The organism is Allorhizobium paknamense (assembly GCF_030815125.1).
GTDB lineage: Bacteria > Pseudomonadota > Alphaproteobacteria > Rhizobiales > Rhizobiaceae > Allorhizobium > Allorhizobium paknamense.
The window spans coordinates 47,380-70,003 of record NZ_JAUSWH010000007.1; the positions used below are offsets into that span (position 1 = coordinate 47,380).

Below are 22,624 nucleotides of genomic sequence, written 5' to 3' on the forward strand. Positions count from 1 at the left end.
TGCCCCCCTGCTTTCCAGGGGTAGACGAGATCAAGAAATTGCGCCTATAAGCTATCAAGAACTAAATTGAACTAATGTTTTTTTGTTAGTTCTTCGTAGCATTTGTTAGTCTTTGCAGGAGCTGCCAATGGATCCGCTTCGAAATCCGTTTTCGCCAGGTGCGGGGTCTCGTCCTCCTGAGCTCGCGGGACGCGAGGATATTGTTTCAGCGGCTAACGTGGCCCTTGGAAGAGTGGTTATGGGGCGGAGTGCGCAGAGTCAGATTTTTCTGGGCTTGCGCGGTACCGGAAAGACCGTTCTGCTCAACGAAGTTTTGGAAATTGCCGAACGATCCAATTACCTGACTTCGTTCATCGAGACCCCCGAAAACAAGTCGTTGACCGAAATGCTTTATCCGCAGATGCGCCAAGTTCTGCGAAAACTCTCCAATCTTGAGGCAGCAAAACAAAGCGCACGGTCCGCATTTCGTGTGCTGCGCAGTTTTGCGAGTACGTTCAAAATCGCAATTGGTGACGTTGAAATTGGCATAGATCCAGAGTTAGGGACAGCCGACAGCGGAAACCTTGAAATCGATCTTGCTGAAATTTTTGAAGCCGTTGGTAATGCAGCGAAATCTGCGGGGAAAGGTTGGGCGTTACTTATTGATGAGGTGCAATACCTTGATGACGAAGAACTATCCGCTGTCATTGTTGCGGTTCATCGGATGTCGCAACGGAATTTGCCTGTCATGGTTTTTGCAGGGGGGCTGCCACAGGTCGCTAAATTATCTGGAGATGCCAAAAGCTATGCAGAACGTCTTTTTGTCTATCCTGAAATAGGAGCATTGGATGCCAGCGCTGCGAGAGAAGCAATTCAGAAGCCTCTTCGGAGCGAAGGAGTGGATATTATTCCAGAGGCATTAGACGTTGTCATTAATAAGACTGGCGGTTATCCTTTTTTCTTACAGGAATGGGGACACCATGCTTGGAATACCGCTTCCCAAAGTCCCATAACATTAGATGATGTTAACAAAGCAAGCCAGAAAGCCTTGGAGCGATTGGACTCAGGATTCTTTCGGGTAAGACTCGACAGGTTGACGCGAGCAGAAATTGACTATGTTAAAGCTATGGCGGTGCTGGGGAGAGGTCCCTATAAAGTTAATGATGTAGCTCAGGCCCTTGGTATGGAGCCTAAAGCACTTGGGCCAAGGCGAGCCAGCATTATAAAAAAAGGGATGATCTATGCTCCTTCTTACGGCGATATAGATTTCACAGTCCCGCTGTTTGATGATTTTTTGCGTCGGACACGATTTTGAAATAAATGCAAAAGTACGCTCCGATCTTTTATGTTCGCAAATTTGTGGCGTAACGGGATTGGTTGCATTAGTTTTTTGATGAAATTTTCACCATATCCTTACATCACCGCCCCAACCTGCCAAGGCACAAACTCATTATCCCCCAGCCCCAAAATCTCCGACTTGGTCTTCTGCCCGGATGCCGAGGCCAGCACGAGATCGAGGATCTCGCGGCCCTTGTCTTCTACGGTAACGCCGTCGCTGATGATGTCGCCGCAATTTAAGTCCATGTCGTCGGGCATGTCGGCGAAGAGGCGGCTGTTGGTGGCGAGTTTGATGGTCGGGGTCGGTTTCGAGCCGAAGGCGGAGCCGCGGCCGGTGGTGAAGACCAGCATTTGCGCGCCGCCGGCGATCTGGCCGGTGGCGGATACCGGATCGTAGCCCGGCGTGTCCATGAAGACAAAGCCGGGCGTGGTGATGCGTTCGCCATAGGCCAGCACATCGGTGAGCGGCGTGCTGCCTGCCTTGGCAGACGCGCCGAGCGATTTTTCGAGAATGGTGGTGAGGCCGCCAAGCTTGTTGCCCGGGCTTGGGTTGTTGTCCATCGAGCCCCGGTTCATCCGCGTATAGTCTTCCCACCAGCGGATGCGGGCAATCAGCTTGTCGCCGATGTCGCGGGAAGCGGCGCGGCGCAGCAGCAACTGTTCCGCGCCGTATATTTCCGGGGTTTCTGACAGGATGACCGTTCCGCCCATGCCCACCAGCAGGTCGGAAGCCACGCCCAGCGCCGGATTGGCGGTGATGCCGGAAAACCCGTCCGAGCCGCCGCATTGCAGGGCAAGCTTCAGTTCCGAGGCCGGGATCGGCTCGCGATGGATGGCGTTGACCTCCGGCAGCAGGCTTTTGATATGCTTGACGATCTGGGCAATGGTGGCGGCAGTGCCGCCGCTCTCCTGAATGGTGAGGCCGAAGAAGCGGCCTTCATCGGCATTGCCGTAAAGCGCCTTCATCCGGGCAAGCTGCATGACCTCGCAGCCAAGCCCGACAAAGACGGTGGCCCCGACATTCGGATGGGTGGCATAGCCCCAGAGAACCCGTTGCAGGAGATCCGCGCCTTCACCGCCCGCATCCATGCCGCAACCCGTGCCATGGGCAAAGGCGGCAACACCATCGATATTGGGATAATCGGCCAATATGCCCGAGCGGTTGATCTCATCTGCCGCGCGGCGAATGACGGTGGCGGAACAGTTGACCGTGGCGCAGATGGCAATGAAATTGCGGGTGCCCGCCTGCCCGTTGGCCCGGCGATAGCCCATGAAATGCCGTGGCTCCACCTTGGGAACGGAGGCCAGCGCCTTTTCGTAATCCGCACCCACCTCATAGGTCTGGTCATGGGCGCCGAAGGAACAATTGTCCACATGCACATGCTCGCCCGCCGCAATCGGGCGGCTGGCATAACCGATCACCTGTCCGAATTTGACGATGGCGCCGCCTTGCGGACAATCGATGAGCGCGATCTTGTGGCCGCGCGCCACCGGATGATCGAGTGCCACGCCAAAACCGAGCGGCTGGCTCCCGGCCTGTACGGGCTCGGTGAGAATGGCCACTGTATCATCCGGGTGCAGCCGCACGGTTTTGGCGATGTCAGGCATGTTTTCCCTTTTCGTGGGTCAGGGCGCGGATGACGCCGCGCAGTTCGGCAAGGCCACGCAGCCTGCCGATCAGCGGATAGCCGGGATGGGTGCCGCTGCCGATGTCGCTCAGCAGTTCATGGCCATGGTCAGGGCGGAAAGGAATATCGGCATCTTCCCGACCTTCGTCGCGGCGGCGCTTTTCTTCCGCAAGAATGGCGGCAATCACCGCCACCATATCCGTGTCGCCATCGAGATGTGCGGCTTCCTGGAAGGAGCCGTCGGCCTCCTTGGCGACATTGCGCAGATGGGCGAAATGCACACGGTCGGCAAAACGCAGGGCAATGGCCGGAATATCGTTCCTGCGGTTTGCGCCGAGCGAGCCGGAGCAGAGCGTCAATCCGTTGGAGCGGGCGTCCTGCTGGCCCATGATCCAGGCAATGTCCTCTTCGCAGGACACAATGCGCGGCAGGCCGAGAATGTCACGCGGCGGATCGTCCGGATGCACGCACATCCGCATGCCCAGTTCTTCTGCCGTCGGAATGATTTCCGCCAGGAAGCGGGCGTAATTGGCGCGGATTTCGGCGCGGCCTATGCCCTGATAGCGCTTCAGCGCCTCGCGCAGGCCGTTGATGTCGTAGCGATCGAAGGCGCCGGGCAGGCCGGACATGATGCTGTTCAAAAGGGTCTGGCGGTGCCCTTCGGTAGAGGCATCGAACCATGCCTTGGCGGCGGCGCGAACCTCCTCCGAATAGTCAGCCTCCGCGCCCTCGCGCTCCAGCATATGGATTTCGAAGGCGGCCATATGCGGCTCGGAAAAGCGCAGCGCCGTGCCGCCGCGCTTTACCGGCGCGTCCAGCTGGGTGCGCGTCCAGTCGAGCAGCGGCATGAAATTATAGCAGATCGTCTTGATGCCCGCCGAAGCGAGGTTCTTCATCGACTGCCTGTAATTGGCGAAGAGCTGTGACAGGTCGCCTTCGCCGCGCTTGATGTTTTCATGGATCGGCAGGCTTTCCACCACCACCCATTCGAGATCGAGCCCGGCATTGGCGATGTCATCGCGCCGCGCAAGGATCGCCTCTTCGCTCCACACTTCGCCATAGGGCACTTCGTGCAGGGCGTTGACGATGCCGGTCGCGCCCGTCTGGGCAATTTCGGGCAGGGTGATGCGGTCGAAGGGACCGTACCAGCGCCAGCTTTCCTTCATGATTGCAGGTCCTTGATGGTGTTCAGAGCGCCCTTGTCCTGAAGGCTCTGATAATGGGTGATGAGAAGATCTTGCAGCACGGCATTGCCTGCCAGCGCTTCGGGAAAGATTTCGCGCACGGACAGCAGGCTTTTCACCTTGTCGTGAGCAGTTGCGCCCGCATCGCTCAGTTCTTTCAGGCGTCCGGCCAGCGGGTCGCGCACGTCGATGGCATTGCCCTTTTCATCGACACCGCCGACATAGCGCATCCAGGCGGCCACGGCCAAGGCAAGGCCGGTGACCGGGCGTCCGGCTGCCAGGTTTTCGGCGATCGTGCCCAGAATGCGCTGCGGCAGTTTCTGCGAGCCGTCCATGGCAATCTGCCAGGTGCGATGGCGAATGGCGGGGTTTGAATAGCGCTTCAGCAGCGCTGCCGTATAGTCGTTCAGGCTGACGCCGGGCGGCGCTTTGAGCCCGGGGGTGATTTCCTCGTTCCACAGCCGGGTGCAGAAGCTTTTGAGCACCGGATCGGCTACGGTTTCGGCAATGGTTTCCTTGCCCGCCAGATAGCCGAGATAGGCGAGCGAAGAATGCGTGCCGTTGAGGCAGCGCAGCTTCATATGTTCGTAAGGCGTGACATTTTCGACCAGTTCCACACCCACCGCGCCGAAATCGGGCCGCAGGCCATCGACGAAATGATCCTCCACCACCCATTGCCGAAAAGGCTCGTGCATGACGGGCGAGAGATCGAGCGCGCCGATCATCGGCACCAGCTTCTCGATGTCTTCCGGCTTTGTGGCGGGCACGATACGGTCCACCATGGTGGAGGGAAAGGCGCATTCCGCCTCGATCCAGCGGGCGAGATCCGGCGAGACGGCCTCTGCGAATTCCCGAACCACCCGGCCCACCACCTTGCCATTATCCGGCAGGTTGTCGCAGCAGAGCACGGTGAAGGGCCGGTGACCGGCGGCACGGCGGCGCTCCAGCGCCCAGACGAGATAGCCGATGGCCGACACCGGCGCACCGGGATGGGCGAGGTCGTGGCGAATATCCGGATGATCCCGGTTGAGCCTGCCGGTGGAGGGTTCGTGGCAATAGCCCTTTTCCGTCACCGTCAGGCTGACGATTTTGACCTGAGGGTCCGAAAGCGCCTTCAGCACGGCCTCCGGATTTTCACGGGCCACCAGCACGCCGTTCAAGACGGTGATCAGGCGCGGCGTTTCTCCCTCGGGGCCTAGCTCCACGGCGGTATAGGCGAAATCCTGCGGGGCCAGCGCATCGCGCTGATCCGGCCGCATCAGGCTGACGCCGACAATGCCCCAATCGCCGCCGGAAGCCTTCATCGCCTCTTCGATATAGATTGCGCCATGGGCGCGGTAGAACGCGCCAAGTCCCAGATGGACGATGCCGGTCAGCGGGCGCGGGGTTCCTTCCGGTCTTCTCAGCCTTTGCGGGTTGGCGCTTGCGCCAGCGGGATGCATGTGATCAGCGGGCAAGCCAGCCTCCATCGACGTTCAAAATGGCGCCATGAATATATTTGGCGGCCTGCGAGGCAAGAAACACCGCTGCGCCGCCAATATCCTCCGCATCGCCCCAGCGCCCGGCGGGAATGCGCTCCAGAATGGCCTTGTTGCGCGTCTCGTCATGGCGCAGCGCTTCGGTGTTGTTGGTGATGATATAGCCCGGCGCGATGGCATTGACGTTGATGCCTTTGGCCGCCCACTCATTGGCCAGAAGCTTGGTCAGGCCCGCAACGCCGCTTTTCGAAGCCGTGTAGGAGGGCACGCGAATGCCGCCCTGAAAGGACAGCATGGAGGCGATGTTGACGATCTTGCCCTCGCCGCCGCGCGCAAAAACGGCCTTCGCAAAGGCCTGGGAGAGAAAGAACACCGCCTTGAGATTGACGTCCATGACGGCATCCCAATCCTCTTCGGTGAAATCCACCGCATTGGCCCGGCGAATGATCCCGGCATTGTTGACGAGAATATCGACCGGGCCGGTTTCGGCAAACACATCCCGTCCGGCCGTCGGATTGGAAAGATCGAGCACCAGGCTTTCGGCCTTGCCGCCAGCCTCGGAAATCAGGGCAATGGTTTCATCCACCGGCGAGCGCCCGGCGGCAATCACGCTGGCGCCCGCCTTGGCGAGCGAAAGGGCAATGGCTTGACCAATGCCGGTATTGGCGCCGGTCACCAGCGCCTTTTTGCCGGAAAGGGAGAAGAGATCGCTCACTTCAGCGTCTCCATCGACACCATTTCCACGTCCTTGTAATCGACATTGTCACCGGCCATGGCCCAGATGAAGGTGTAGGAGGAGGTCCCGGCACCACTATGGATGGACCATGGCGGGGAAATCGCACCCTCTTCATTGGCGATCACCAGATGGCGGGTTTCGCTCGGTTCGCCCATCAGGTGCATGACGCGCTGGCCCTCGGCCAGATCGAAATAGAGATAAGCCTCCATGCGCCGGTCATGCACATGGGCGGGCATGGTGTTCCAGATCGAGCCCTTGGCAAGCTTGGTCATGCCGACGACGAGCTGGCAGGATTTCATCACGTCTGGATGCACGAACTGGTAGATGGTGCGCTCGTTGGAGGTTTCCTGCGCGCCGAGCTTCACCTGCGCGGCATCGTCGATCTTGATCAGGCGGGAAGGGTAGGTGTGATGGGCAGGAGCGGAGAGAATGTAGAAGCGGCCTTCGCCGGAAAAACTGACCTTGCCTGCACCCATGCCGAGATAGAGCATGTCGCCCTTGCCCATCGCATAATCGGCATCCGCCGTCACGGTGCCGTTGCCGCCGATATTGACGATGACCATCTCGCGCCTGTCGAGAATGGAGGCCGTGCCGCATTCCTTCACCTGGTCGAGTGTCAGCGCCGCCCCGGCAGGCACCGCGCCACCGACGATCATGCGGTCGTAATGGGTGTAGATCAGCCTGATCTCGCCATCGGCAAAAATGCCGCCGACATGAAAATTCTTCCGAAGTGCTGCGGTATCGAACCCCTTGGCGGTTTCGGGATGAATGGCATGGCGGGTTTCAACGCTGAGCATCATGAACTCCTGGTATGAAAGGATCAAAGAAAATCATCACGACGCGGCGTGAAGCAGTCGATCAGCACGCCGGGCTCAATGGCCCGGCAGCCGTGAAAGGCAAGGGAGGGAATGACGAAACTGTCGCCCGGACCCACCTCGAAAACCTCATCGCCGATGAAGAATTCAAAGCGTCCGGACTGCACGAAGGTCGATTGCACATGCGGATGGTTGTGCCGCGCACCGCGCGCGCCTTCGCCGAAGGTGAACTGCACCACCATCAGCTCCGGTGCATCGGCCAGAACCTGCCGGGTCACGCCGTTTCCGGCATCAACGGGAGGAAACCGTCTCACACTCGATGATGTCATGCGTTTCCTCCCTGGCGCCGGGTCTCAAAGCTTGTAGGCCTTCTTGGCCAAGCCATAGGCGAGGTCGTGGGCGAGGCCGGCCGCCTCGTCCTCCTCGAGGCGGCCGGTGGCGACGAGGGTGGCCAGATAGGCGGCATCCACCCGCCGCGCAACGTCATGACGGGCGGGAATGGAGCAGAAGGCCCGCGTATCGTCATTGAAGCCGACCGTATTATAAAAACCGGCCGTTTCAGTGGTCAATTCACGGAAGCGGCGCATGCCCTCGGGGCTGTCGAAAAACCACCAGGCCGGGCCGAGCTTCAGGCAGGGGTAAGCCCCCGCCAGCGGCGCCAGTTCGCGGGAATAGCTGGTCTCGTCCAGTGTGAACAGAATGACGGAAAGGTCACGCTCCATGCCGACTGCATCCAGCATGGGTTTCAGCGCGCGCACATAATCGGTGCGGGTGGGGATATCGAAGCCCTTATCGCGCCCGTGCCGGTTCATGATCCCTGCGGAGTGATTGCGGAAGGAGCCGGGATGGATCTGCAGCACCAGCCCGTCCTCCAGGCTCATCCGCGCCATTTCCGTCAGCATGTGGCCGCGGAAGGCATCGGCCTCCTCAGGCGTGATGCGGCCCGTCAGGCCCTTGTCGAACAGCGCCTTTGCCTGATCGGCAGACAGGTTTTCCGTGCGGGCCGTGGCATGGCCATGGTCGGAACTGGTGGCGCCATAGGATTTGAAAAAGGCGCGGCGATTGCGGTGGGCGGCGAGATAGCCGGACCAGGTCGTGGCATCCTCGCCTGTCAGTTCGCCGAAGCGCTCGATGTTCGTGGCAAAGCCTTCGAATTCCGGATCGATCACCGGATCCGGCCGATAGGCGGTTACGACCCGGCCGTTCCACCCGGACTGGCGGATCATCTCATGCCATTTCAATTCGTCCAGCGGGCTTTCCGTGGTGGCGATCACCTCGATATTGAAGCGTTCGAACAGGGCGCGCGGCAGGAATTCCGGCTTTTGCAGGCAGTCGGAAATGTGGTCGTAAATCTCGTCCGCCGTCTCGGCAGACAGCCGCTTGCTGACGCCGAACACATCCTCGAAGGCATGTTCAAGCCACATGCGGCTGGGGGTGGCGCGGAAAAGTTGGAAGTTTTCCGCAAAGAGCCGCCAGATCTTGCGGCCATCGGTTTCCGTCGGCCCGCCATCGACGCGCGGCACGCCCAGTTGCGTCAGGTCGATCCCCTGCGAATAGAGCATGCGGAAGACATAATGATCCGGCACTACGAATAGCTGGGCAGGATCGGGAAAAGGCTGGTTTTCCGCATACCAGCGCGGATCGGTATGGCCATGCGGGCTGACGATGGGCAGCGCCTGCGTCTGGTCGTAAAGGGAGCGCGCCAGAGCGCGGACGGATGGGTCGACGGGAAAAAGCCTGTCTGGGTGAAGCATGAAGGGCTCCTCCGCCTTTCTAACTGTCCATGCGATGCTGGCCGGGAGAATGCAGATCCGGCACGGAAATCGCTTCAAATCATCCTGTGGAATGGGCTAGATCAATGAGGATCCATTCATTCCGAAACCGAGCGCCTCCTTGCATCCCGACCGGAATTTCAAGGTCTGCGCTTTCCTCCGGGGTGGGTATTCCCAAGCGGCGCTTAATCTAATATGTTAGTATGCATGTTAAGTCAACGGAGCTTTCATGGTCGAAGCGGCAAGCCTCAAATCCCTGGAGATCGAGCGTCAGCCCTCGGTAACGGAGCAGGTGTTCGAACTGCTCTATCGTCAGGTGGTGGAGCTGCAATTGCCGCCGGGCTCGAAGCTTTCCGAGGTGGAGGTCGCAAAGCAGATGGGGGTTTCCCGCCAGCCCGTGCGGGATGCTTTTTACCGTCTGTCGCAGCAGGGTTTTCTGTTGATCCGCCCGCAGCGGGCAACCGTCGTCACCCATATTTCCGAGCAGGGCGTGCTGCAGGCGCGCTTCATTCGCACGGCGCTTGAAATGGAAACGGTGCGGGCGGCGGCGGAGCGGCTGACCGATGATCAGTTCAAGCTGCTGGGCGCCCTTGTCGAGCGCCAGGAGGCGGCGATCGAAGCGGGCGACAAGATGCGATTTCATGAGCTGGACGATGAATTTCATCGGCAGATCTGCATCTTTTCCGGCCATGAATTCGCCTGGGCGCTGATCCGCGAAAGCAAGGCGCATATGGACCGGGTGCGCTATCTCAGCCTTTCTTTCGGCGCCCGCTCGGCCTTTGACGACCATCTCGACATCATGAAGGCACTGGAAGCCCGCGACGGCGAGAAGGCTGCCGCCCAGATGCGCATTCACCTGTCGCGCATCCTCACCATCATCAGCCGGATCCGGGAAACCCACGGCCAGTATTTCGCAGCGGAATGAACAGATGACAGCAAGACGAACCCTCTGCCTTGGCGAGTGCATGGTGGAAATGGCCCCCCGCGAGGACGGCGCCTATGCCCGCAATTTCGCCGGTGACAGCTTCAACACCGCCTGGTATCTGCGCCGTCTGCTGCCGCCGGCCGATCAGGTGGATTACGGCTCCGCCGTCGGCACCGATGCCATTTCCGAGGCCATGCTGGCCTTCATGGTGGAAGCCGGTATCGGCACGGCGGGCATCCGCCGGATCGCAGACCGCACGGTCGGCCTCTATATGATCGAATTGAAGGACGGCGAGCGCAGCTTCAGCTATTGGCGCGGCCAGTCCGCAGCAAAGCTCCTGGCCGAGGATGAGGCCTTCCTCTCAGACCAGCTCCAGCACCGCGATCTCGTCCTGTTTTCCGGCATTACGCTTGCCATTCTTTCGCCGGAGCATCGGGCCGTCCTGCTCTCCGCCATCGGCACGGCAAGGCGTGCCGGCGCGCTGATCGCCTTCGATCCGAACATGCGGCTCAGGCTCTGGCCGGATCGGCAGACCATGGCCGAGGCGGTCTCAGAAGCGGCGCGGCATGCCGATATCATCCTGCCGTCCTTCGACGAAGACGGGCCAACCTTTGGCGACGCAACGCCGGAGGCCACCATTGCCCGTTACAGCAAGGCTGGCGCCAGGACTGTCGTGGTCAAGAACGGGCCGGGCCGCATCCATGCCTGGGATGGGCAGGAGGGCAGTGTCACCTTCGATCCGGTGCCGGTGAGCACGGTGGTGGATACCACGGCGGCGGGTGACAGTTTCAATGCCGGTTTTCTGGCCGCGCGGCTGTCCGGGACGGCGATGGCGGAGGCGCTCGCCGCTGGCGCGCGCCTTTCCGCACAGGTCATCGGCAAGCGCGGGGCCTTGGTGGAGATCGGCTGAGATGGTATCTTATACCAAGGCTCGAAGATGCTCGCGCATCCTCGCCTTGAAGGGATTTCGAATATCTCAAATGCATCCAGGGCTTGAGATATTTGAAAAGGGAATAGGAACTGCCATCTTCAATGACTCTTCCTATTAATCCGCATGGCGCTCTTTCGCACAATTGTGTTGCGGTGCGATTTTTTTCCTCTTGAACGCTGTCTCGATTTGGTTCTACCATTCTCCGGCTGTGGGTGATCACGGCACTTCTCTTGTGATGTCAGTGGCTTGCGGCATGCCTGCCCGGTCTTGGCGCCTTTCGCAGCGGCGGGGTTCAGTTTCATGCATCTGGTTTTCGATGGACATAATGACGTGTTGCTTCGCCTGTGGCGGGCGCATGCGACGGGGATCGATCCCGTCCGCCAGTTCATCGAAGGCACGCGGGACGGCCATATCGATGCCCGGCGCGCCCGTGCCGGTGGCCTGGGCGGTGGGCTCTGCGCCATCTACATTCCCTCCATGCAGGATTTCGTGCTGACCGAGCCGGATGCGCGCGGCCATTATGTGACGCCGGTGGACAAGCAACTGGAGCGTGCCCCTTCGCTCGATATCGCCAACCAGATGATGGCGATTGCCTTTCGGCTGGAGCGTGCGGGCGGCTGGCGGATCTGCCGCAGCACTGCCGATATTCGCCGCGCCTTTGAGGATGATGTCTTCGCCGCCGTGCTGCATATGGAAGGCTGCGAGGCTATCGATGCGGATCTGGCGGCGCTCGAGGTTTTCCACAAGGCGGGGCTGCGCTCGCTGGGGCCGGTCTGGAGCCGTCCGAATATTTTCGGCCACGGGGTGCCCTTTGCCTTTCCCATGTCGCCGGATACCGGTCCCGGCCTGACGCCGCTCGGCTTCGAACTGATCAAGGCCTGCAACCGCCTCGGCATTCTGGTCGATCTCGCGCATATCACCGAAAAGGGCTTCTGGGACGTCGCCAGAACCTCCGACCAGCCGCTGATCGCCAGCCACTCCAATGTTCATGCCCTGACACCTGTCGCCCGCAACCTGACGGATCGCCAGCTCGATGCCATTCGCGAGAGCGGCGGTCTCGTCGGCCTCAACTATGCCGTGACCATGCTGAGATCCGATGCGCGGGACTTTTCCAACACGCCGCTCTCCGACATGGTGCGCCATATCGATTATCTGGTGAACCGTGTCGGCATCGATTGCGTTGCATTGGGGTCTGATTTCGACGGTTGCACCGTTCCGGATGAGATTGGTGACGCCAGTGGCAACCATAAGCTGCTGGATGCGCTTACATTAGCGGGTTACGGTGATCCGGAACTGAAGAAAATCAGCCGGGAGAACTGGTTGCGGGTGCTGGGCCGTGCCTGGCACGAGGCGTAATGCGAATTATCATTGAAGATGGCGGTTCGTATTCCCTTTTCGAATATCTCAAGCTCCTGATGCATTTGAGATATTCGAAATCTCTTCAAGGCGAGGATGCGTTAGCATCTTCGAGCCTTGGTATAAGAGGCGCTCCGGTTTTCCTCGAAAACTGATCGCCAAAGCGTTTGCAAAAGACGCTGAACCAACTTTAAAAACAAGGGGACCTTGTCCATGACCATGAGTTTGACGCGCCGCCAATTGATGATGACAGCCAGCGCTACCGTGGCTCTGAGCGCGGTGGGCGCGCCGCGCGCCTTTGCCGCCACGCCCAAGGATACGCTGGTCGAAGCCTGGGCCTTTGACGACATCATCACCATGGACCCGGGCGAGGCCTTTGAAATTTCGGCGGCGGAGGTTACCGGCAATACCTATGATACGCTGGTGAAGCTCAATATTGCCGATACGTCAAAGGTGGCGCCGGGCATTGCCGAAAGCTGGTCCGCCTCCGATGACGGCCTGACCTATACGTTCAAGATCAAGTCCGGCATCAAATTCGCCTCCGGCAATCCGATCACGGCGGAAGACGTGGCCTATTCCTTCGAACGTGCCGTCAAGCTCAACAAGAACCCGGCCTTCATCCTGCAGCAATTCGGCCTGACGGGGGATAATGTGGCGGAAAACGCCAAGGCCGTGGATGCCTCGACCTTCCAGTTCAAGGTGGACAAGCCCTATGCCACCAGCTTCGTGCTGAACTGCCTGACGGCAACCGTTGGCGCCATTGTCGACAAGAAGCTGGTGGCAAGCCATGCAGCCGCCACCACGCCGTCCAAGGACTATCCTTACGACAATGATTTCGGCAATGGCTGGCTGAAGACCAATTATGCCGGTTCCGGCCCGTTCAAGCTGCGGGAATGGCGCGCCAACGAGCTTGTGGTCATGGAGCGCAACGACAATTATTATGGCGAAAAGGCCAAGCTGAAGCGCGTCATCTACCGCTTCCTGAAGGAAAGCTCCGGCCAGCGTCTGGCGCTGGAAGCGGGTGATGTCGATGTGGCGCGCAATCTCTCGCCCACCGATTATGCCGCGATCCTCAATGCCAAGAACATCAAGACCGATGCGGCGCAGAAGGGGACGGTCTATTATCTTGGCCTGAACCAGAAGAACCAGTATCTGTCCAAGCCGGAAGTGCGCGAAGCCATCAAATATCTGGTGGATTACGATGGCATCGGCGCAACGCTGATCAAGGGTGTGGGCACCATTCACCAGTCCTTCCTGCCCAAGGGTATTCTCGGTTCCATCGATGATCAGCCCTACAAGCTGAACGTCGCCAAGGCCAAGGAACTGCTGGAAAAGGCAGGGCTGAAGGATGGTTTCAGCATCACCATGGATGTTCGCTCCCTCGAGCCGATCACCAGCGTCGCCCAGTCGCTGCAGCAGACCTTCGCCCAGGCCGGTATCAAGCTGGAACTGATCCCCGGCGATGGCAAGCAGACGCTGACCAAGTATCGCGCCCGCAACCACGATATCTATATCGGCGACTGGGGTGCGGATTATTGGGATCCTCATTCCAATGCCGAAACCTTTACCAGCAATCCGGACAATTCCGAGACGCCGAAGTCCAAGACGCTCGCCTGGCGCAATGCCTGGGACGTGCCGGAACTGACGAAGGAAACGGCGGAAGCCCTGCTGGAGCGCGATACGCCGAAACGTAAGGCGATGTATGAAGACCTGCAGCGCAAGGTGCTGGCGGAAGGACCTTTCGTGGTGCTTTGGCAGAAGACTGAAATTGCCGGCTATCGCGACAGCTTGCAGAACTACAAGCTCGGCCCGACCTTCGACAGCAACTTCAAGGCCGGGATTTCCAAGGCCTGAGCGGGAGCGGGCCCTTGGCTCTGACCATGCAGACATCGGACGGTCGCAGGCGCGGCCGTCAATCGCGGCGTTTGAAAGCGGTGGCGGGGTTTCTCGTCACCGTGATCACGACCTATCTCGGTCTTCTGGCCGTCACCTTCTTCATCGGCCGCGTCATTCCCATCGATCCGGCGCTGGCCATTGTCGGTGACCGCGCGCCGCAGGCGGTGGTGGAGCAGACGCGCCGGGCGCTGGGGCTGGACCAGCCGCTCTGGTATCAGTTCTGGGTCTATCTCAAGCAGGCGCTCTCGGGGGATTTCGGGGTGTCCGTGCTCACCACCAATCCGGTGGTGACAGATATCGCGCGCTTCTTTCCGGCCACCATGGAGCTTGCCACCATTGGCACGCTCATTGGCGCGCTGATCGGCATTCCGCTCGGCGTGCTGGCGGCGGTCAAACGTGGCAGCCTGGCCGATCAACTGGTACGGGTGGTCGGGCTCATCGGCTATTCGGTGCCGATTTTCTGGCTGGGTCTTCTGGGCCTTTTGGTCTTTTACGCCCGCCTGCAATGGGTTGCCTATCCGGGCCGGCTCGATGTCGTCTATGAATATGACCTGACGCCGGTCACCGGCTTTTACCTCCTTGATGCGACCATGGCCGGACAATGGGAGATCCTGTGGGATCTTCTGCGCCATATCATCCTGCCGGCAGCGCTGCTCGGCTATTTCTCCATGGCCTATATCAGCCGGATGACGCGGTCCTTCATGCTGAACGAACTCTCGCAGGAATATGTGGTGGCTGCCCGCGCCAAGGGCCTGTCTGAAACGCGGATCATCTGGTTTCACGCCCTGCGCAATGCCGCCGTGCCGCTGGTGACGGTGGTGGTGCTGTCCTATGCCAGCCTGCTGGAAGGTTCGGTGCTGACGGAGGCGATCTTTTCCTGGCCCGGTATCGGGCTCTACCTCACCAATTCCTTGCAGAACGCGGATATGAACGCCGTTCTGGGCTGCACCATCGTGATCGGCTCCGTCTATATCGGCTTCAACATCCTGTCCGATCTGCTCTATCGCCTTCTTGACCCGAGGACCCGCCGATGACGCGTTCTTCCGGTGAAACGCTACGCCAATGGCTGTTGTCCGATCGTCCGCAGTCGCGCCGTCAGGCCCGGCTTGGCCGCGCCTATGTGATCTGGCGGCAGTTTTCCGGCAACCGGCTGGCGCTTGTCGGGCTTGGCATCATTCTGCTTCTGGTGCTCATGGCCGCCTTTGCCGATGCGATTGCCACCCATAATCCCGTGCAGGGCGATCTGGCGGGTGCGCGGCTTCTGCCGCCCGGCAGCGCCGGCTATCTCCTTGGTACCGACGATCAGGGCCGCGATATCTTCTCGCGCCTCGTCCATGGTTCCCGGCTGACGCTGATGGTGGTGGTGCTGGTTGCCATCATCGCGGCCCCGGTCGGTCTGGTCGTCGGCACGGTGGCTGGCTATGCGGGCGGCTGGCTGGATGCGGTGCTGATGCGCATCACCGATATCTTCCTTGCCTTTCCCAAGCTGGTTCTGGCGCTGGCGCTGGTGGCGGCCCTTGGCCCCGGTATTGAAAATGCCATTCTGGCGATTGCCGTCACCTCCTGGCCGCCCTATGCCCGCATTGCCCGGGCCGAAACGCTGACCTTCCGCAAATCCGACTATATCGCCGCCGTGCAATTGATGGGGGCGTCTTCCTGGCGCATCGTGCTGCGGCATATCATGCCGCTCTGTCTGTCCTCGGTCATCGTGCGGGTGACGCTGGATATGGCGGGCATTATTCTGACCGCAGCCGGGCTTGGCTTTCTCGGTCTCGGCGCGCAGCCGCCGCTGCCGGAATGGGGGGCGATGATTGCCGATGGCAGGCGCTTCATTCTCGATCAATGGTGGGTGGCCGCCATGCCCGGCTTTGCCATTCTCATCGTCAGTCTCGGCTTCAACCTGCTGGGGGACGGCCTGCGCGATGCGCTGGACCCGAAGGAGGCCGGACAATGACACCGCTTCTGACGGTCGAGAATCTCAAGGCCGGCTTTCCCACCCGCACCGGTCTGGTGGAGGCGGTGCGCGGCGTGTCGTTTACGCTTGGCCGCGAACGCTTGGGGATCGTCGGTGAATCCGGCTCGGGCAAATCGCAGACGGGCCGCGCCATCATGGGGCTGACGCCGCCCCATGCCCGGATTTCCGCCGATACCCTCCGCTTCGGCGATACCGATCTTCTGGCGCTGTCGCCCCGGCAGCGCCGCAGGCTGCGCGGCAAGCGTCTGGCAATGATCCTGCAGGATCCGAAATATTCGCTGAACCCGGTCATGACCATCGGCCGCCAGATCGTTGAAACTCTGCTCACCCATGAAAAGCTGTCCAGCCGTGACGCGAAGGCCAAGGCGCTTTCCATGCTGGAAGCGGTGCAGATCCGCGATCCCGAACGGGTGTTCGGCCTCTACCCGCACGAGGTTTCCGGCGGCATGGGCCAGCGGGTGATGATCGCCATGATGCTGGTCTGCGGCCCCGAACTGTTGATTGCCGACGAGCCGACCTCGGCGCTCGATGTCACGGTGCAGCTCGACGTGCTGGATATTCTCGACCGGCTGGTGCGGGAGCGCGGCATGGGGCTGATTTTCGTCTCCCATGATTTGCGGCTCGTCTCCTCCTTCTGCGACCGGGTTCTCGTGATGTATGCGGGCCGGGTGGTGGAGGAACTGGATGCCTCGCGGCTGTCGGAGGCGAAGCATCCCTATACCCAGGGCCTGATCGACTGTCTGCCGCGCATCGAGGCGGATCGCCATCCGCTGCCGGTGTTGCAGCGACGGAAGGAGTGGTCCCTATGACCCATGCGCTTGCGGTGGACCGGATGTCGGTTCGTTTCGAGGATTTTCTGGCGTTGAACGAGGTGAGTCTGACGGTGGCTCCGGGGGAAAGCTTCGGTCTGGTGGGCGAATCCGGTTCCGGCAAATCGACGCTGTTGCGCGCCATTGCCGGTCTCAATGCCTTCGAAAGCGGAATCCTGAGTATCGATGGCCGCGCCTATTCCGATGCAAGCCGCGCCAAGAGCTTTTACCGCACGGTGCAGATGGTGTTCCAGGATCCCTATGGTTCGCTGCATCCGCGCCAGACGGTCGACCGCCTGCTCATCGAGCCCCTGCTGATCCACGGGTTTGACGATGTGGACCGCCGCATTGCCCGCGCGCTCGATGAAGTTGGGTTGGGCAGCGGCTTTCGTTTCCGCTATTCGCATCAGCTTTCCGGCGGTCAGCGCCAGCGCGTGGCCATTGCGCGCGCCTTGATCGTCGAGCCGAAAATCCTGCTGCTGGACGAGCCGACCTCCGCGCTCGATGCCTCCATCCAGGCCGAAATTCTCAACCTTCTGGAAGAAATGCGCAAGGTACGCGGCCTGACCTTCCTGATGGTCAGCCATGACCTCGCCGTCATCAGCCATATGTGCGACCGGCTGGCGGTGATGCGCGGCGGCGAAGTGGTGGAGACGCTGACCGTCGAGCAGTTGCGTCGGCGCGAGGTGAGCGCCGATTACACCCGACAACTGATGGTGGCGAGTGAAGGGTTCCGGCGGAAAGTGTGACTTTACTGCTTAGAGCGTTTCAGTGTTTCATGGAAACACTGAAACGCTCTCATTGTTTGTTTCTACGCATTTCCGGACGGAAAACCGCTGCACACTTTTGCGCGACATGCTCTAACTTCTTGTTTTTACATATTTCCGCTCACGCCACCCGCTGCCCTTCGCGCCAGATGCCCTTGATGAAGGGGTGGCCGTGCTGCTGGCTGACGCGCAGCAGATCGGCGCGTTTGGCCAGCGCAATTTCGCCCCTGTCCGTCAGGCCTGCGGCTTCTGCCGGGGTTTTCGTCACCATGCGGATGGCAGCGGGCAGGTCGTGGGCGAGATCGGCATCGGCGGCGATCACGAAGGGCGCGTCGATGAGCGCGCGCGGCACATAATCGGAGGCGAGAATATCGCAAAGCCCTTCCAGCAGCAGATCGCGCACGGCAATATTGCCGGATTGCGAGCCGCCGCGGACGATGTTGGGTGCGCCGCCAACGATCTGCATGCCGCGCCTGCGGGCCTCGCGGGCCGCTTCCAGCGTGCAGGGGAATTCGCTGATTGTCACGCCCTCATCGGCGGCAAGATCGACATGCTCGACATCGGTATCGTCATGGCTGAGCAGCGGCATGTGATGACGCCTGGCAATCTCTACCACCTGCGGGCGGATCTTTTCACCGATCTCCCGCTTGGCGGCGATCATCTCGTTGATCCGTGCGGTAGTGACGGAGAGTGCCTCGCCCCGCAGCTTGGCGACCTTGGCGAGGTAGGTGTCGAGATCGCGGGTCTGGCGGATGCCGGGCAGATGCTCCATGACGGAGACGACACGCACCAGATCATGACCGATATTGGCCCGCATCAGATCGGGCGTCTGCGGATCGATCACCTCGCACCGCAAATGCACCAGATGCTCGGCCCGCAGCATGCTGGCACCTTGCGCCTTTTCCAGCGCCTCGATCATCGGTGCCAGAATTTCCGCCCGCTCGCTGCCATCCTCGGCGGCGCCGACGCAGAGGCTATCGAACACAGTGGTGATCCCGGCGCCGATGATCTGGGCGTCATGGGCAAGGGCTGCCGTCATATAATTCCAGCGCACATGGTGACGGGGAAAGACGTGCTTTTCGAAATGGTCGGTGTGGATGTCGACGAGGCCGGGCATGAGGAGATCGCCCTGAAGGTCAGTTGCGTCGCTGGCCCGTGTGACGGGTCCGATACCGGTGATCCGTCCGCCTTCGATCTCCACCGTGCCTTCCTCGATCCGGTCGGCGAGAATCAGCCGGGCATTGGTGAGAACCAGACGCTCATGAGGGGGCCTGCTGCTGTCCATCGCGCTCTCCATTGTTCGGCGGTGTTGGTGGAACGTAGGTCTGGCCGGTGTCCGGATATTCGGCTTGGCAAGCCATGTAATGGCCGCCCATGACCGTTCTGTGTCTGATGAGAGCATTTTCAGGAAAACTGGATTCCACTTTTCTCGGGACAATGCTCTAAAGCCCGTTGCGGCTTATCAGCCTCATGCAACGTGCTTTACGTTCTTGTTTTAACGCATGTCGTTATCGCAAAACCGCTGCACACTTTTGCGCGACATGCTTTAGCCGAAAAGATCGCGCCAGGCAGCTTGCGCATCCGCATTGGGCAGGCGTGTGGCCTCATAAACGCCGCGTGCCACGGCGCGCGCCATGGTCAGGGTAGCAAGATGGCAAAGCTCCATGAAATCGGCGGGTTCGCAAAGCGGCTTTTCGCCGGTGGCGGCGGCAAAGATCGTATCGCCATCGGCGCCCAGATGAGCCGGCAATACGGCGCGGGCCAGCCCGTCATGGGCGAGAAGCGAAAGCCGATGCGCTTCCGCCTTGGTCAGGACGGCATCGGTAACGATCGCGCCGATCGTGGTCGCCGTCAGCGTCAGCCCCTTGACCCTGAGCGCCAGATGATCGCTCGAAAAATCGCCCGGCAGGCCAAGGCCGCCGAATTCCGCCTGCTGTTCGAAGGGGGCTGCCCAGAAATGTGGGCCTTTGCCCACCGTGGCCGATCCCATGGCATTGACCGCCACAAGTGCCGCAACGATATGGCCGTTGCGGGTCATGGCGCTGGCAGAGCCGAGCCCGCCTTTCACGGTTGCGGTGGTCGCGCCTGTGCCTGCCCCCACCGTACCCAGCGCAAAGGTGCCCTTCTGCGCGGCCTTGAAGGCATCATAGCCCATGGCCCGATAGGGGGAATGCAGCCCCCAATCCTTGGCGCCGCCATTGAGGAGGTCCATCAGGATCGCTTGCGGCACGATGGGCACGCGCGCCGTACCCACTTCCAGACCGCGCCCGGCCTCCCGCAATCCCGCCTGCACGCCGCCTGCGGCATCCAGGCCGAAGGCCGAGCCGCCGGAGAGTACCAGCGCATCCACCCGCTGCACGGTCATCGCCGGATCGAGAAGGGCGGTATCCCGTCCGCCGGGTGCGCCCCCCAGCACGGTGCCGGAAGCTATGGCCGGTTCATCGAAGAGGATGACGGTGACGCCGGAGCCAAGGGCAAGATCGGTGGCATGACCGACGGCAAGTCCCCTGATGTCGGTAAGCAGGTTGAGAGGCTTGGCCATTCCTGATTTGCCTGATCCTGATTGTGCAGATCCAGCAGTTCCACATCCCAATCCATGGAGCGGGTGAGCTGTCGGATTTCTTCGGCGTAGTTCGGATTCATGATGATGATCGACCTGACGCCGGTCTCCCTGGCCGCTGCGGGCGACAGAATAGGTTTGCCGCTGACCGGGAGGAAGCAGTTCTGCTTTGCCTCGTTGAGATCAATGGCATAGCTCACCTTGTCCATCAAGAGAGCGAATGTCACCCCCTTGGATGCCGCGCCCCAGATGGCGAGCGGGCCTTTTTGCGAAAGCTCGGCTGTCTTTTGCCGCCAGCTGCCAATTTCCGCTTCATAATGCGCACGAAAGGCCGCGCCTTTTTCCAAGACATGCGGCAGGTCGGCATGGCGTTCCGTTGCCGGCCAGGCTTCGGTCCACATATATTGACCGTTATAGACGCTTTCGGTGCGGCATGTCAGGCCGAATTCCGAAAGAAGCCGCGCCATGGAGGCCGGTGAAAACAGCGAGCAATGTTCGTAGAAGAAATCTTCGAAGGCGACATGGTCGAGGATCCAGGACACGTCGGGCGTTTCGAGGAAAAGCCGCAGCTTGCGGGCGCGCACCAGTTCGGCAATCGGGGCGATGAAGCGGCGGGGATCGCTGATATGCTCGATGGTGTGTCGCGAGCAGACGACGTTGACGGTCGCGGGGACTTCGGACATCGTCTCCGATGAAAAGTAATTGCTGACAATCCGGATCGATCCGTCATTGCGGGGTGTGGCCGAAGGATCGAAGCCAAGCGCGCTGTCCAGAGCGTTCAACTGGTCGAGGAGATCGATGAACTCGCCTTTTCCGCAGCCGATTTCCAGCACATGCAGCCCGTTATGCGCCTCTATGCTCGAGAGCAGCTTCTGGGCCATGTCACTCTGGTGCTGCAGGTAGATGCGCGATGCCTGGACGGAATTGTTGTAATTGTCGCCGTAATCGATGATGGCTGGATCGAAGTCCGCATTCCAAACGAAGTCGCAGCTGCAGCATTGCATCAGTCGCAGCCGGCCGGTCGGAAAATCATGCGCCTCTGCCTCAGTCGGTACAATGACATTTTGCAAAACAGGAACCGCATCGCGGCTGAGCAAAAGGTCAGCTTTCTCTTCCAGGCAGACAGGGCAGCAATGCATAGGAAACTTTCCACGGTTCATGAAGATCAACGGCGGCATTACAGCGCCGTGCGTTTTATCAAACGCACAAAGGACGCTGTAACACTTTAAAACTGCTGCATAATTCTCTAAATCGATTCCGATTTAAGGAATTATGCAGTAGACCGACGGCGCGTCTGTGAGTGCGTCGTCAGAATCTAAACTTTAGCTAATTAAGTAAACTTGTGTGAAGTTTGCGCTCGATCTCGGGTGGATTGTCCGAAGGCCAGTTCCGGCCCGTCTCGGTTGTTCTTGACCCATGTCAACGAAAAGCGCTTCGGGTGGTGATAATTCAGCCGTATCGTCACCTTGTCCAAGGTTCAGGCTTATGCGCAAAATCTTGTTTTCAGCTGTTCTTCTATGTCTTTGCGTTGCGGCGGGCCTTGTCTGGTTCAAATTCCACAAGAGCGATGACCTGCCGCCCGGTGTTGCCATGGGCAATGGCCGTATCGAGGCGACCGAGGTGGATGTGGCGACGAAATTTGCCGGCCGTGTGCTCTCGGTCGAGGTGGGCGAGGGCGATCTGGTGAAACAGGGCCAGGTTCTGGCCCGGATCGATGCCGCCGATATCGAGAGCCAGTTGCGCGCCGCCCGGGCCAAGATCGCCGAGGCCGAGCAGAGCCGGGATGCGGCGGCCTACAAGCTGGCGCAGGCTGAAAGCCAGTATACGCTCGCCGACAAGGACCTGGAGCGGCAGTTGGTGCTGCTTGGCAAGGGCTTCGTTTCCGAGCAGACCGTCGATAGCCAGCGCATGACGCGCGACAGCGCCAAGGCGGCGGTCTCTGCCGCGCAAAGCAGCCTGAACAGCGTCAGGGCAACAGTGGAAAGCGCCAGCGCCGAAGCCGACCGCATTGCAAAGACGCTGGCGGATGCGACGCTGACGGCGCCCAAGGATGGCCGGGTGCTTTACCGTCTGGCCGAGCCTGGCGAAGTGCTGGCTGCGGGCGGCAAGGTTCTGACCTTGCTGGACCTCTCCGATGTCTACATGACCATTTTCCTGCCCTCGGCAGAGGCCGGGCGCACGGCGCTGGGGGCGGAAGGGCGTATTCTTCTGGATATGGTGCCGGATCATGCGGTGCCGGGAACCGTGTCCTTCGTATCGCCGCAGGCGCAATATACCCCCAAGCAGGTGGAACTGCGCAGTGAGCGCGACCGGCTGATGTTCCGCGTCAAGATTTCCGTGCCGCAGGATCTGGTGCGCCAATATCTGCCGCTCGTCAAAACCGGCGTTACCGGCGTCGGCTATGTGAAGACCGATCCCGGGACCGCCTGGCCGGAGCGGCTGGAATCCGATCTGACCCGTCCTGTCAAGCCATAG

General features: G+C 60.4%; 20 protein-coding genes. 10 read left to right on the top strand and 10 right to left on the bottom strand.

The window, feature by feature from the left end; all coding sequences use genetic code 11:
- The first annotated feature begins 127 nt into the window (after positions 1 to 127).
- Positions 128 to 1,294 carry an ATP-binding protein gene (locus QO005_RS12345; protein WP_307158346.1) on the top strand — a complete coding sequence of 389 codons (1,167 nt, stop codon included), beginning with the start codon at positions 128 to 130 and terminating at the stop codon, positions 1,292 to 1,294.
- A 98-nt stretch (positions 1,295 to 1,392) separates the two neighbouring features.
- Here QO005_RS12345 and QO005_RS12350 read toward each other — a convergent pair whose 3' ends face one another.
- Genes QO005_RS12350 through uxaC form a run of 7 tightly spaced genes read right to left on the bottom strand, consistent with a single transcriptional unit; the run spans position 1,393 to position 8,912 of the window.
- On the bottom strand, positions 1,393 to 2,925 hold the full coding sequence (locus QO005_RS12350) for a UxaA family hydrolase (RefSeq protein ID WP_307158347.1): 1,533 nt from the start codon (positions 2,923 to 2,925) through the stop codon (positions 1,393 to 1,395).
- Positions 2,918 to 4,111 (bottom strand): mannonate dehydratase, encoded by a 1,194-nt coding sequence (uxuA, locus tag QO005_RS12355; protein WP_307158348.1) that lies wholly within the window; start codon positions 4,109 to 4,111, stop codon positions 2,918 to 2,920. Before uxuA ends, QO005_RS12350 begins: the two co-directional genes overlap by 8 nt.
- Complete coding sequence (locus tag QO005_RS12360; RefSeq protein ID WP_370878058.1) at positions 4,108 to 5,598, bottom strand: mannitol dehydrogenase family protein; 1,491 nt, start codon at positions 5,596 to 5,598, stop codon at positions 4,108 to 4,110. The genes uxuA and QO005_RS12360 overlap by 4 nt, the downstream gene beginning before the upstream one ends.
- The gene (kduD, locus tag QO005_RS12365; RefSeq protein ID WP_307158350.1) at positions 5,576 to 6,322 is read right to left on the bottom strand and encodes a 2-dehydro-3-deoxy-D-gluconate 5-dehydrogenase KduD; all 747 of its coding nucleotides are present in this window, start codon (positions 6,320 to 6,322) and stop codon (positions 5,576 to 5,578) included. The genes QO005_RS12360 and kduD overlap by 23 nt, the downstream gene beginning before the upstream one ends.
- A complete protein-coding gene (gene kduI / locus QO005_RS12370) occupies positions 6,319 to 7,140 on the bottom strand; it encodes a 5-dehydro-4-deoxy-D-glucuronate isomerase (RefSeq protein ID WP_307158502.1) in 822 nt (273 codons plus the stop codon). The genes kduD and kduI overlap by 4 nt, the downstream gene beginning before the upstream one ends.
- A 23-nt stretch (positions 7,141 to 7,163) precedes the next feature.
- Complete coding sequence (locus tag QO005_RS12375) at positions 7,164 to 7,487, bottom strand: cupin domain-containing protein (protein ID WP_307158351.1); 324 nt, start codon at positions 7,485 to 7,487, stop codon at positions 7,164 to 7,166.
- Positions 7,488 to 7,511: 24 nt separating this feature from the next.
- Positions 7,512 to 8,912, bottom strand: a complete 1,401-nt coding sequence (uxaC, locus tag QO005_RS12380) for a glucuronate isomerase (protein WP_307158352.1) — start codon at positions 8,910 to 8,912, stop codon at positions 7,512 to 7,514.
- A 247-nt stretch (positions 8,913 to 9,159) separates the two neighbouring features.
- Between uxaC and QO005_RS12385 the strand changes: the two genes are divergently transcribed.
- From QO005_RS12385 to QO005_RS12420, 8 genes are all read left to right on the top strand, one after another.
- Positions 9,160 to 9,855 (top strand): GntR family transcriptional regulator, encoded by a 696-nt coding sequence (locus QO005_RS12385; RefSeq protein WP_307158353.1) that lies wholly within the window; start codon positions 9,160 to 9,162, stop codon positions 9,853 to 9,855.
- Positions 9,856 to 9,859: 4 nt separating this feature from the next.
- Positions 9,860 to 10,765 (top strand): sugar kinase, encoded by a 906-nt coding sequence (locus QO005_RS12390; protein WP_307158354.1) that lies wholly within the window; start codon positions 9,860 to 9,862, stop codon positions 10,763 to 10,765.
- A 321-nt stretch (positions 10,766 to 11,086) separates the two neighbouring features.
- Positions 11,087 to 12,142: a dipeptidase gene (locus QO005_RS12395; protein WP_307158355.1), complete on the top strand. Its 1,056-nt coding sequence runs from the start codon at positions 11,087 to 11,089 to the stop codon at positions 12,140 to 12,142.
- Between the two features lie 213 nt (positions 12,143 to 12,355).
- On the top strand, positions 12,356 to 13,996 hold the full coding sequence (locus QO005_RS12400) for an ABC transporter substrate-binding protein (protein ID WP_307158356.1): 1,641 nt from the start codon (positions 12,356 to 12,358) through the stop codon (positions 13,994 to 13,996).
- 26 nt (positions 13,997 to 14,022) lie between these two features.
- The gene (locus QO005_RS12405; RefSeq protein WP_307158503.1) at positions 14,023 to 15,072 is read left to right on the top strand and encodes an ABC transporter permease; all 1,050 of its coding nucleotides are present in this window, start codon (positions 14,023 to 14,025) and stop codon (positions 15,070 to 15,072) included.
- On the top strand, positions 15,069 to 15,992 hold the full coding sequence (gene nikC / locus QO005_RS12410) for a nickel transporter permease (protein ID WP_307158357.1): 924 nt from the start codon (positions 15,069 to 15,071) through the stop codon (positions 15,990 to 15,992). Before QO005_RS12405 ends, nikC begins: the two co-directional genes overlap by 4 nt.
- Positions 15,989 to 16,822, top strand: a complete 834-nt coding sequence (locus QO005_RS12415) for an ABC transporter ATP-binding protein (RefSeq protein WP_307158358.1) — start codon at positions 15,989 to 15,991, stop codon at positions 16,820 to 16,822. The genes nikC and QO005_RS12415 overlap by 4 nt, the downstream gene beginning before the upstream one ends.
- On the top strand, positions 16,819 to 17,571 hold the full coding sequence (locus tag QO005_RS12420) for an ABC transporter ATP-binding protein (protein WP_307158359.1): 753 nt from the start codon (positions 16,819 to 16,821) through the stop codon (positions 17,569 to 17,571). Before QO005_RS12415 ends, QO005_RS12420 begins: the two co-directional genes overlap by 4 nt.
- 139 nt (positions 17,572 to 17,710) lie before the next feature.
- On the opposite strand, the gene QO005_RS12425 is transcribed toward QO005_RS12420, so the two are convergent.
- The 3 genes from QO005_RS12425 to QO005_RS12435 all read right to left on the bottom strand — a co-directional run bounded on the left by QO005_RS12425 (position 17,711) and on the right by QO005_RS12435 (position 21,153).
- Positions 17,711 to 18,874 carry an alpha-D-ribose 1-methylphosphonate 5-triphosphate diphosphatase gene (locus QO005_RS12425; protein WP_307158360.1) on the bottom strand — a complete coding sequence of 388 codons (1,164 nt, stop codon included), beginning with the start codon at positions 18,872 to 18,874 and terminating at the stop codon, positions 17,711 to 17,713.
- Positions 18,875 to 19,135: 261 nt separating this feature from the next.
- Positions 19,136 to 20,131: a P1 family peptidase gene (locus QO005_RS12430; protein WP_307158361.1), complete on the bottom strand. Its 996-nt coding sequence runs from the start codon at positions 20,129 to 20,131 to the stop codon at positions 19,136 to 19,138.
- Positions 20,017 to 21,153: a class I SAM-dependent methyltransferase gene (locus QO005_RS12435; protein ID WP_307158362.1), complete on the bottom strand. Its 1,137-nt coding sequence runs from the start codon at positions 21,151 to 21,153 to the stop codon at positions 20,017 to 20,019. The genes QO005_RS12430 and QO005_RS12435 overlap by 115 nt, the downstream gene beginning before the upstream one ends.
- A 481-nt stretch (positions 21,154 to 21,634) precedes the next feature.
- On the opposite strand from QO005_RS12435, the gene QO005_RS12440 reads away from it, so the two are divergent.
- Positions 21,635 to 22,624, top strand: coding sequence for an HlyD family secretion protein (locus tag QO005_RS12440; RefSeq protein WP_307158363.1), 990 nt, complete (start codon positions 21,635 to 21,637; stop codon positions 22,622 to 22,624).

Coding starts and splice junctions, on each gene's coding strand:
- QO005_RS12430 (WP_307158361.1), bottom strand. CDS start 20,131: ATGGCCAAGCCTCTCAACCTGCTTACCGACATCAGGGGACTTGCCGTC.
- QO005_RS12435 (WP_307158362.1), bottom strand. CDS start 21,153: ATGCAATGCTGCAGCTGCGACTTCGTTTGGAATGCGGACTTCGATCCA.
- QO005_RS12400 (WP_307158356.1), top strand. CDS start 12,356: ATGACCATGAGTTTGACGCGCCGCCAATTGATGATGACAGCCAGCGCT.
- QO005_RS12420 (WP_307158359.1), top strand. CDS start 16,819: ATGACCCATGCGCTTGCGGTGGACCGGATGTCGGTTCGTTTCGAGGAT.
- nikC (WP_307158357.1), top strand. CDS start 15,069: ATGACGCGTTCTTCCGGTGAAACGCTACGCCAATGGCTGTTGTCCGAT.
- uxuA (WP_307158348.1), bottom strand. CDS start 4,111: ATGAAGGAAAGCTGGCGCTGGTACGGTCCCTTCGACCGCATCACCCTG.
- kduI (WP_307158502.1), bottom strand. CDS start 7,140: ATGCTCAGCGTTGAAACCCGCCATGCCATTCATCCCGAAACCGCCAAG.
- QO005_RS12415 (WP_307158358.1), top strand. CDS start 15,989: ATGACACCGCTTCTGACGGTCGAGAATCTCAAGGCCGGCTTTCCCACC.
- QO005_RS12385 (WP_307158353.1), top strand. CDS start 9,160: ATGGTCGAAGCGGCAAGCCTCAAATCCCTGGAGATCGAGCGTCAGCCC.
- QO005_RS12390 (WP_307158354.1), top strand. CDS start 9,860: ATGACAGCAAGACGAACCCTCTGCCTTGGCGAGTGCATGGTGGAAATG.
- QO005_RS12395 (WP_307158355.1), top strand. CDS start 11,087: ATGCATCTGGTTTTCGATGGACATAATGACGTGTTGCTTCGCCTGTGG.
- QO005_RS12440 (WP_307158363.1), top strand. CDS start 21,635: ATGCGCAAAATCTTGTTTTCAGCTGTTCTTCTATGTCTTTGCGTTGCG.
- uxaC (WP_307158352.1), bottom strand. CDS start 8,912: ATGCTTCACCCAGACAGGCTTTTTCCCGTCGACCCATCCGTCCGCGCT.
- QO005_RS12360 (WP_370878058.1), bottom strand. CDS start 5,598: ATGGAGGCTGGCTTGCCCGCTGATCACATGCATCCCGCTGGCGCAAGC.
- QO005_RS12425 (WP_307158360.1), bottom strand. CDS start 18,874: ATGGACAGCAGCAGGCCCCCTCATGAGCGTCTGGTTCTCACCAATGCC.
- QO005_RS12405 (WP_307158503.1), top strand. CDS start 14,023: ATGCAGACATCGGACGGTCGCAGGCGCGGCCGTCAATCGCGGCGTTTG.
- QO005_RS12375 (WP_307158351.1), bottom strand. CDS start 7,487: ATGACATCATCGAGTGTGAGACGGTTTCCTCCCGTTGATGCCGGAAAC.
- QO005_RS12350 (WP_307158347.1), bottom strand. CDS start 2,925: ATGCCTGACATCGCCAAAACCGTGCGGCTGCACCCGGATGATACAGTG.
- QO005_RS12345 (WP_307158346.1), top strand. CDS start 128: ATGGATCCGCTTCGAAATCCGTTTTCGCCAGGTGCGGGGTCTCGTCCT.